The 7,755-nt window shown below is 66.0% G+C and carries 11 protein-coding genes; 2 read left to right on the top strand and 9 right to left on the bottom strand.

Annotation, left to right across the window (positions count from 1 at the left end):
- Positions 1–111 precede the first annotated feature (111 nt).
- The 7 genes from E1266_RS33345 to E1266_RS38465 form a co-directional block, all read right to left on the bottom strand.
- On the bottom strand, positions 112–1,404 hold the full coding sequence (locus tag E1266_RS33345) for a DUF2637 domain-containing protein (RefSeq protein WP_132053950.1): 1,293 nt from the start codon (positions 1,402–1,404) through the stop codon (positions 112–114).
- Positions 1,401–1,670, bottom strand: coding sequence for a hypothetical protein (locus E1266_RS33340; protein WP_132053948.1), 270 nt, complete (start codon positions 1,668–1,670; stop codon positions 1,401–1,403). Before E1266_RS33340 ends, E1266_RS33345 begins: the two co-directional genes overlap by 4 nt.
- Positions 1,667–2,074 carry an RRQRL motif-containing zinc-binding protein gene (locus E1266_RS33335; protein ID WP_132053946.1) on the bottom strand — a complete coding sequence of 136 codons (408 nt, stop codon included), beginning with the start codon at positions 2,072–2,074 and terminating at the stop codon, positions 1,667–1,669. Before E1266_RS33335 ends, E1266_RS33340 begins: the two co-directional genes overlap by 4 nt.
- Positions 2,071–2,328, bottom strand: a complete 258-nt coding sequence (locus tag E1266_RS33330) for a hypothetical protein (RefSeq protein WP_132053944.1) — start codon at positions 2,326–2,328, stop codon at positions 2,071–2,073. Before E1266_RS33330 ends, E1266_RS33335 begins: the two co-directional genes overlap by 4 nt.
- Entirely contained in the window at positions 2,329–2,796 is a 468-nt protein-coding gene (locus tag E1266_RS33325) for a transcriptional regulator (RefSeq protein ID WP_132053942.1), read from the bottom strand. It abuts the gene before it with no gap.
- 1 nt (position 2,797) lies between these two features.
- Positions 2,798–3,115 (bottom strand): WhiB family transcriptional regulator, encoded by a 318-nt coding sequence (locus tag E1266_RS33320; protein WP_165966303.1) that lies wholly within the window; start codon positions 3,113–3,115, stop codon positions 2,798–2,800.
- Positions 3,116–3,226: 111 nt separating this feature from the next.
- Positions 3,227–3,373, bottom strand: coding sequence for a hypothetical protein (locus E1266_RS38465; RefSeq protein ID WP_157419387.1), 147 nt, complete (start codon positions 3,371–3,373; stop codon positions 3,227–3,229).
- Between the two features lie 150 nt (positions 3,374–3,523).
- Here E1266_RS38465 and E1266_RS33315 point away from each other — a divergent pair, with 150 nt between their 5' ends.
- Entirely contained in the window at positions 3,524–4,189 is a 666-nt protein-coding gene (locus E1266_RS33315; protein ID WP_132053938.1) for a GntR family transcriptional regulator, read from the top strand.
- 55 nt (positions 4,190–4,244) lie between these two features.
- On the opposite strand, the gene E1266_RS33310 is transcribed toward E1266_RS33315, so the two are convergent.
- Positions 4,245–5,078, bottom strand: a complete 834-nt coding sequence (locus E1266_RS33310; protein WP_132053936.1) for a hypothetical protein — start codon at positions 5,076–5,078, stop codon at positions 4,245–4,247.
- Positions 5,079–5,158: 80 nt separating this feature from the next.
- A complete protein-coding gene (locus E1266_RS33305; protein WP_132053934.1) occupies positions 5,159–5,959 on the bottom strand; it encodes a hypothetical protein in 801 nt (266 codons plus the stop codon).
- Positions 5,960–6,888: 929 nt separating this feature from the next.
- Between E1266_RS33305 and E1266_RS33300 the strand changes: the two genes are divergently transcribed.
- Complete coding sequence (locus E1266_RS33300) at positions 6,889–7,686, top strand: aminoglycoside adenylyltransferase family protein (protein ID WP_132053932.1); 798 nt, start codon at positions 6,889–6,891, stop codon at positions 7,684–7,686.
- The last annotated feature ends 69 nt before the right edge of the window (positions 7,687–7,755 follow it).

Below are 7,755 nucleotides of genomic sequence, written 5' to 3'. Positions count from 1 at the left end.
GGTCCGGTCCGGCGGCGGGGGCGCCGAGGGTGGGCGCCGTGTCGGTGTCGGCGGTGTGGTCGGCGTGCTTGACGGGCAGGCGGACGACTTCGCCCATGGCCTTGGCGTGGTTCATGATGCGTTCTCTCCCTCGGCGGACGGCGCCACGGCGATGCCCTCGGCGGCCGGACTGTCGGCGGGGTCGGTGGGTGCTTCGGTCTTGAGGCGGGCCAGCAGGGCGCCGACGCGGGCGTTGCCGGCGGTCTGGCCGGCGGCGCGCAGCCGCGCGGCGAGGCTGTTGCGGGTCAGGGGCTCACCGGCGGCGGCCAGGTCGGCGGCGATGCGCCACCCCAGCGGCATGAGGTCGTCCACGTCCGGCGGCGCGGCCTTGCCGGTCTTTCGGGTGCGGGACGGGCGGGCGGACCGTCCACCGGGACCGCCGCCCCTCTTGGGTGCCCCCGTCCGCTTGCGCGTCGCGGACGGTCCACCGGTGGGCGGGGTGGACGGTCCGGACTCCAGTGCCGGACGGTCCACCTTGGCTACGCCCGGACGGTCCGCCGCCGGTCCGGTGGACGGGGCGGCGGTCACCTCGGCGGCCGGTCCACTCGTCTCGGGGGCGGGGGCGAGGTCGCCGAGGCGGTACAGGGCGCGGATACGGCGGGGTGCGCGGCGGCGCCATGCCCACCGGCCGTAGGTGTCCTGCAGGTCGGTCAATGCGAGTACGCGGGCGCGCTCACGGGCCAGAGCATCGGGGTAGGAGCGGATCTCCCACAGCACCATCCGGCGCCACAGCTTGAGCGTGGGCCACGGGGCGAGGATCCACCGCGAGGCGCGGATCCCGTCCATGCGGGTCCCCGCAGCGATGCCGGCGCGGATCCGGATCACGTGCGCGGCGATCTCCACCGCGCACACCCACAGCGCCGGCAACACCGCATGCGCGATGCGGCCGAACACCGTCGACTCCTCGGCCACGTTCAGATAGACGGTCGCGGCGGTCAGCGCCCACGGGATGAACCGCAGCCACCGAACCCGCATGTCCAGCCGGGCAAGAACGATGTCGAGCGCAGCGAAGATCGCAATGCCCAGATCGATACCGATCGGCACCGACCACGCCAACCCGCCGAACGACGGGCGGGCGGCGTCGGCGACCGCGGCGAAGCTGTTGACGAACCCCAGCAGCCCCAGCACGCCCACCAGCGCGGCGACCACGGCAACCGCGGTGAACTCATTACTGGTGAGCGCCCGCCCCTGAGACGCGCCATCTTCGGCGCGGTCGGACGTGGTCGATGGCGAGGCGGGCGAGTCGGTCGGGATCTCGTTGGAGGGCGTCAGCGGTCGGAGCGGGATGGCGGCGTGGTCGGCGGCGTGCGGGTTGGTGGCCTGTGCGCCGAGGTCCGCCCGAATGTGGAGCGGTGAAGCGTTCATGCGGTGTACCTCCCATCAGGGGCGGTCCGGACCGAGGTGGAGTCGACGCCGTGACGGTTGCCGGCCGGGTGGCCGGTCGAGCCGTCGGCGGGGTGGTACTCGGTGTCGAGGTCGGCGGCCATGACCGGCACGCCGCACGGGTGGCAGCGGAACCGGACCGGGCCACCGTCCAGCGGCGTGCGGCAGGTCGGGCAGCGCTTGACCGGACCGGCGGTCAGCGTCCGGCGCGGCGCGCCGTAGACCGGGGCGGGCGTGGTCGAGGTCATGCCGCGGTCACCTCCGCCTCGCCGAGGCCGACGCCCTCGGCGCACTCAAGGCACTCGCCGAGGTGCCGGGGCAGGACGTAACCGGCGTCGCGTCGGCAGGTCGGGCAGTACCGGCGCGCGGCCAGCGCCTTGCCGAGGGCGGCGCGCTGCCGCTCGGTGGGGACGCGCTTGGGCAGCGCCAGCCGGACGTCGTACAGGTAGGCGGCGCGCACGCCCTTCCGGTAGCGGCGGGAGTTCCACAGCACCTGTCCGGCGATGTCCTGTCCGCCGGGGCGCAGGCCCTCGGCCGCGAGCTGGCGGAGCGTGCGCAGGTGCGGCGGGGCCATGCGCCACGGCCACGTGGGGATCCCGTACCGGGCGCCGGTCGGGTCGAAGAACCGTGCGGAGCTGCGTCGGCGGGTCATGCCGTCACACCTCCCGCCGGCGCCAGGGGCGGGCGCTGGACGGTGACCAGGTGCCAGCCCTCGGCGCGCAGCGTCCGGTAGACCGACACAGCGGCGGCCACCGTCATCGCCGTGACGGCCAGGGCGGTCAGGGCCACGGTCGGCACCGGGTGCGCGACCGCCAGCACGCCACCGGCGGCGGCCAGCCGGAGCGGGGAGACGTACAGCCAGCACAGCGCGGCGAGCACGGCCACGGCGAGGATGAGGGCGGTCATTCAGGCCACCCCCAGCGAGGCCAGCAGCGCGGCGGCCAGCAGCCAGCCGACGTGCCAGGACTGGTCCAGGGCGTAGGCGCCGGTACCGGTCGGCGCGGTCGCGCCGTCGCCAAGGCGGGCGAACTCGCCCTTGCCGGGGATCAGGTGGCGGCCGAGCCAGTCGGCCAGCGCCAGCAGCGTGGAGCGCCGGTCGGCCCAGTAGTGCGAGACCGCGTCCACCGCCAGCGCGGCCGCGGCGGCATACGGGTTGACCGGCAGTGCCAACACCAGCGCCACCAGCGTGACGGCGGCGGCCTTGACGGCGGTCAGGGTGGCGACGTGCCGGGCGCACAGGATCCGGCCGGACCAGCCAGGCGCGCCCTTGCCGCAAGCCTGCCCGTGCGTCTGCAACCAGTGGTCGCCCACCTCGTGCGCGGCGTACAGCGCAGCGAACACCGCGGGGAACACGATCGGGTCAGCGCCGAACATCTCAGGCCACCTCTTCCAGGTCCGGAGCGGTCAGGGTCCGGGCCTCACGCTGGAGCGCCGCCAGCTCGCGAGGCAGGTGGCCCGCCCACACGCCGAACGTGGGGCGGATCCGCAGCGCGTAGTCCAGGCACAGGTCCCAAACCGGGCAGTCCTCGCACACCTCGCGGGCCACGTCCTGACGGGCCAGACGCTCGGCGAGCGGCTCGGACTCGAACGCGTCCGGGCCCATGTGCAGGTCCGGGTCGTGTCGGCATTCGCCGCGCTCGGCGAGTTCGGTCACCAGGTCCCCCAGCGACAGAGTCGACGGGTCGACAGACATGCGGTCCTCCATGCGGTTTGTGAGCCGTGGGATAGGGCGGCCCTCGGCGGCGTGCTTGGTGGCTTGTGCGCCGAGGGGCCGAGCCTGCGAGTAGTGGGCGGTCATCGCTGGTCAGCCCAGCGAGCCCGAGAACGTCGTGATCGCGTGGATCACCTGGTTGACCAGCGCGGCGGCCTTCTCCGGGTTGTTGATCGCGAAGATTGCGACCGCGATGCCGGCGAGCCACTGCGGGATGTTGCTGGACTTCTGCGGGAACACCTGAACCTCCTGATCACCGCGACTCGCCCTTGTGGGCGGCCAGTGGCCTCAGCGTATACGTAGCTACGTATACGCACAAGCCTTAGGTATACGATGGTGCGTATACGCTGGTCAGCGTGTCGCCGAAGAAGGCAAGGGGTTGATGACGCAGTGGCAGAACCGGCCTACGTCCGCATCGCGGGTGAGTACGCCCGACGTATCCGACGGGGTGAGCTGGCGCCCCGCACCCAGCTACCGAGCTACACCGAGATCGCCCAAGAGCAGGGCGTCTCGGACATCGTGGTTCGCAAGGCCCTCGAACTCCTCCAGAGCCAGGGCCTCGTTCGCTCCGTACGCCGGCGAGGAAACTTCGTCGCCGACCGCCCGAACCTCGTTCGCGTGTCTCCTGAACGCCAGATGGAGACCGCCGAACAGTCATTCGAGAACGAGTCCGAACAGCAGGTTCAGGTAGAGCGAGAGACTCAGCAGATCCCCGCCTCAACCGAACTAGCGGAGGCCCTCGGCGTACCGGCGGGGCAGGAGATCAACCACGTCATCACCCGAGCCACCGAGAACGGGCGACCGATCTCGATCTCGGACACCTACCAGCCGCGGGACGTCGTCGGGATCTCGGAAGCTGCCTACTTGGAAGAGACGATCTCGGACCAACTACCGGTGGAGACGCATGCCGAGTGGTTGCGGACTACGCCCGGCGACCTCGTCAAGACGGTTCACCAGCGGTTCCTGTCCGCCGACGAGCGAATCATCATGCTCTCGGACATCTCATATCCCCGCGACCGCTACGACGCGTTCGTGTTCCGCATGACCCTCAAGTAGAGGAATAACAATGGGGGTGCCGAATGAATCGGCACCCCCATTGTTATGTGCGGATTCAGATACGTACCCAGCCCTGTGCCATGTCCCCATCTGTCCACCACGAAACGAAGTGTGGATCCACTGAGTCCAGTCTCCAGCGATCGGACAGGGCGTCAAAGAAGGCATCGTTGCCCGTCTTGCCACCTCTCGGCTCTCCGATGTAGACGAGTCGCTCGCCGCCAGCGTCCTCGTACAACGTGAGCGCCTCGGACGACATAGTCTCGCCCCAGCCGGGGGGCCAGCAAAGCATTAGTGCGTAGTCCGCCGACTGGACACGAGCCGCAAACTCTGGCAGATCCCCGACCGGATGCCAGACGTCCGCCTGGCCGGCTCTTCCAGGGAAGGAGGGGTTATCAGCCTTGCCCGGCGGATTCGAGTCGTACGCGTCAACGGTCAGCCCTGCTTGAGCCAGCTGCGCGGCCCAATAGCCTCGCCCGGCCCCAAGCTCCACGATCGGGAGACCCGCACAAAAACTCGCCACCCATTCAATCGTTCGCGGGTTGGGTATCGCATACGCGTAAGCTGCTTGCAGGAGCATCTGCGCAAAGGCGAGTCGCACACTTCCTTCCGCCTGGCCACCATTCACTATCCGGCGGTCGCCGACTTCAGTCACGAGCGGCTCAACGATGTCCCAGTACGGGTTTGAGCTAACGGCACTGCCACCTGTCATGTAATGCACAAACCGCAAGTCGAACTGTGCATCTACTTCCTCGTCACCGGTCCCTGCCAGCCCTGCGGCCGTCTCCAGGTACTCGGCTACCTGGGGGTACTTGGCCCGAAGCGTCTGCTGGTCTTTCAGCAGTGCGGTAAGTTCTCGCCAACGGCTTGATGTCAGAGTCAGCTTGCCCATGGCGCAAGTCTCTCGCACTGCGCACGCACCGTCTAGGGCCCATCGATATCCAACAGGTAAACGGCGTCCAAGCAGGCTCTTCACTCTCCAAGATACTCGGCGACGGCCATTAAATGAGTCCATTTATGACTATCCGGCAAGTAAGAATCATAGCGTCCAGGGCCGAACTCTCCGGCTGCAATGAGAGTTCGAATGAGTGCCGAAGGAGCCATTATGCACACAAGGGAACTACTGGCCCTTTCGTGCAATCTGCGTCGCAAACGCTTATCTTGCGTAAGAAATACATGACATCCTTTATCTATAGCCTCCCCAACAAGACTCTCATCCCATGCATCGTTTCCGCTGCCGAGAGGAAGAGACTCATAGTGCACACTTTCGTCGATATCTGCATCCAGATTTAGACACTGCAGGGCACCATTTATTTGGAGGATTTGATATTCACGCCTCTGCCATTCATCGGCACTCAATCCTCGACGAGCGTCCTTCAATTGCCTTGGAGATACCTTGAAGCGAATATCTCTCATCATCCATAGTTGTACGAGTTGATACAAAGCCAGGAGTTCGTCCTGATGTTGAGGGTCATCGACAACAACAGGAAACTCCTCGTCACCCCACATCAGGGAACCGTACTTTGCGAAGTCGATCAGAATGTTTGTATCCCAAAATACTCTCAAAGGACCAAACCCAATCCTTCCTGCAAAAAGATCTGGAAGACTCTCATAGTGAAAGCAGCCTCCATCATCGATCTCATCATCCTCGGCGGCTAGAGAGAATCTGTTAGGCGTATGTGCCGGACTCTTCACAGCTTCCGGAACTGCGATCGGAAAGGCGAGTTGTGTGTGGTCTCGCCGCTCAGCGGCCAGGGATTCATCCTCGCTCACATGCACCCCCATAGGCGTTCGTTTGCAAAAAGCTCGCCGGTCATGGCTCCTCCTGGAGGATGCGCCTTCTAGCTCTCACGGTCAACCGCATACTTCTGACGTCGATTGGCTTGGGATGGTGAGAGTCTCAGGAGAGTCGTCACTGCTCAGCACGCATCATCGCGTCCCCAGTGTCGCCATCGCACCGAGTGGAAGCTTGAGAGACGGTCGGAGAGCGTCCTTCAGGCGGACGGCGTCCCCGGCGCTGGGGCGTCGGGCTGGTCGCGCTGGATCGGTTCTCAGCGCTCCAGCGTGTTCCATGTGCGTCCAGTTGACGAGGCTACGGAAACGGATCCCCTGGTGGGGGACCTTTCCGGTGCTGGTCTCCGGAGCCGTGTGCGCAGGTTCGAATCCTGCAGGGGGCACCTCAAATGATCTACCAGAACCCCGGTTGACCAGGCATTTTTACCTGTCACCGGGGTTCGTTGCGTACGCAGCCATGTGCCACCGAAGGCCACCGATTGTCACGGTCTCCGGAACATGCGCGGAACGGCGTTGAGGCCATCTGCCCAGGTCACCCCCAGCAAAAGAGCCCCGTTCTTGGTCATCGAGGCAGTGCGCGTAGATCCGTTGCAGGACCTCCACACTGTGCCCCGCCCACTCGGCCACCTTCGTAGCCGGGACGCCCGAGCTCAGCCGCCACGAGACCCCGGCATGCCGGAAGTCGTACGGCTTGCGCGCCAGCGGAGTCTTCACCTGCGCCGCCGTCAACGCCTTGCCGCGCGCCAGTGGAATCATCGCGCTTAGTGACGGACACCTCGACGTAGGAGGCGTACCCGGAGCCATAGTTATCGATCTCTGCATGCTCTACTACGACGGGCGTGGGGCATACTTGATCGGAAATAATTGGGCGGCATTAGAGGGCCTGCACTTGAAGGGATAACCGTCGAATGAGTTCTATCGACCGCGATGAAGAGTTGACTCTTGAGGTTGTGCGGCTTGTGCGGGGTGTTGTTGGGGCTGATGTCGTGGGGTGTTATCGGCATGGGTCGGCTGTGCTTGGCGGGTTGCGGGTTTATAGCGACATCGATTTGTTGGTTGTGGTTAGGCGGCGGCTTACTGGAGGGGAGCGTCAAGCCCTACTGGAGAGGTTGTTGGCGGTTTCTGATGATCCCTTGCAGGGTGGGGCGGGGCGGCCGGTTGAGCTTTCCGTTGTGGTTCAGGCGGCGGTTCGGCCTTGGCGGTATCCGGCGGAGTGCGAGTTTCAGTATGGGGAGTGGCTTCGGACGGAGTATGAGGGTGGGCTGATACCGGGCGCGGAGTCGTGTCCTGATCTTGCGGTGTTGATCACGATGGTTTTGATGGGTGATTCTTCGGTGTTCGGGCCGGCGGCGGGCGAGGTTCTGGAGCCTGTTCCGCGTGCGGATCTTCGGGCTGCGTTGCTCGACGGGGTGCCGGGGCTACTGGGTGAGGTTGAGACGGATACACGGAATGTCTTGCTGACCTTTGCCCGGATTTGGAGCACGCTGGTCACTGGACGGATCTGGTCCAAGGACGAGGCCGCGTCGTGGGCGCTTGCTCGGCTTCCCGTAGAGCACCGGGCCGTTTTGGCCCGTGCCCGATCGGTTTATCTGGGACTGGAGGAGGAGTGCTGGGACGGCCTTCGGGACGCCGTGCGGGAGCACGTTGGGTACGTCCATCGGCAGATTCGGGCGGTTAGCGGGTCAGGTGTTGGCTATTCGGGTTAGCCATTCGATTAGGAGGGTTTGTTCGGCGGGGGTCAGGGTGGTGAGGCTGGGGGTTGCGGCGCGTAGGGC

Origin of the sequence: Actinomadura sp. 7K534 (assembly GCF_004348575.1) — a bacterium.
GTDB lineage: Bacteria > Actinomycetota > Actinomycetes > Streptosporangiales > Streptosporangiaceae > Spirillospora > Spirillospora livida.
This window is presented reverse-complemented; position numbering and strand designations above follow the sequence as displayed.

What these genes read in the sequence shown, in the direction of transcription:
- E1266_RS33345 (WP_132053950.1), bottom strand. Translation starts at nt 1,404, where the DNA reads ATGAACGCTTCACCGCTCCACATTCGGGCGGACCTCGGCGCACAGGCC.
- E1266_RS33340 (WP_132053948.1), bottom strand. Translation starts at nt 1,670, where the DNA reads ATGACCTCGACCACGCCCGCCCCGGTCTACGGCGCGCCGCGCCGGACG.
- E1266_RS33335 (WP_132053946.1), bottom strand. Translation starts at nt 2,074, where the DNA reads ATGACCCGCCGACGCAGCTCCGCACGGTTCTTCGACCCGACCGGCGCC.
- E1266_RS33330 (WP_132053944.1), bottom strand. Translation starts at nt 2,328, where the DNA reads ATGACCGCCCTCATCCTCGCCGTGGCCGTGCTCGCCGCGCTGTGCTGG.
- E1266_RS33325 (WP_132053942.1), bottom strand. Translation starts at nt 2,796, where the DNA reads ATGTTCGGCGCTGACCCGATCGTGTTCCCCGCGGTGTTCGCTGCGCTG.
- E1266_RS33320 (WP_165966303.1), bottom strand. Translation starts at nt 3,115, where the DNA reads ATGTCTGTCGACCCGTCGACTCTGTCGCTGGGGGACCTGGTGACCGAA.
- E1266_RS33310 (WP_132053936.1), bottom strand. Translation starts at nt 5,078, where the DNA reads ATGGGCAAGCTGACTCTGACATCAAGCCGTTGGCGAGAACTTACCGCA.
- E1266_RS33300 (WP_132053932.1), top strand. Translation starts at nt 6,889, where the DNA reads ATGAGTTCTATCGACCGCGATGAAGAGTTGACTCTTGAGGTTGTGCGG.